Genomic DNA, 760 nt, shown 5'->3' with positions numbered 1-760 from the left:
CGGGGGATTACCTTATTTATTAATCGCGTTATCAGATCCATAGCTACCCCGAGTAGGCGATGAACCTCGTTGCAGAGGTGCTCAAACGAGAGGTAGGCACTCAACGGCAGCCAGGCATACTTCATCTGCCGCCACAGAATCTCAATCAGGTTCAGCTCCGGCGAGTAAGCCGATAGGTAGACCAGGTGCACACGATGCGACATCCACTCCACTATCTTCCGCCTGAAAGCCTTGGAGCGATGCATGCTGGCATTGTCGAGCACCACGACGGCAAAGGCATTGGGGTCTTTCTGGGACACAAAATGGTCAAACGCTTCGATGACTGTCTCGGTGGTCACCGAGCCAGTGGTGGTATGGAAGACCAGCTTCCCGGCTCGGCTGAGGAATCCCAGTACGTTCAGCCTTCGACTATGTGAGTACGCCGTTACCTCGCAGGGCTTGCCGATGGGGCTCCACGCGTATGGCACCGACGATGACTGGGAAAAGCCTGATTCATCAAAGTAATAGAGCTCATGCTCGCCCTGGTCTTCCCGCTTGTGAAGCGCCTTGAGGAGGCCCTGAGTGTTGCGGAAATCCGTTTCGTCGCGCCGCGCCTTCAGTGAATGCCGAACGCGCTTGAAACTATAGCGATTTTTTTTTCAACGCCCGGCGAAGGGCAGGGAAAACGCACGACAAACCGCTCTAGGACGGGGCTTGTAGGGCTTTACCGATAGGAGCTGCTGTGGTCATCTAATAGCTTTGGCTAATGGATGGCCCCATG

The 760-nt window shown here is 55.1% G+C and carries 1 pseudogene; it reads right to left on the bottom strand.

The window, feature by feature from the left end:
• Positions 1-12: 12 nt before the first annotated feature.
• Positions 13-638: pseudogene (locus Q673_RS35535) on the bottom strand (IS630 family transposase); the annotation flags it as partial.
• Between the last annotated feature and the right edge of the window lie 122 nt (positions 639-760).

The sequence above is a fragment of the Halomonas sp. PBN3 genome (assembly GCF_000475415.1).
In the GTDB taxonomy this organism is placed as follows: domain Bacteria; phylum Pseudomonadota; class Gammaproteobacteria; order Pseudomonadales; family Halomonadaceae; genus Halomonas; species Halomonas shengliensis.
Note: the sequence above shows the minus strand (reverse complement) of the source record. Positions and strands in the feature narration are given on the sequence as shown.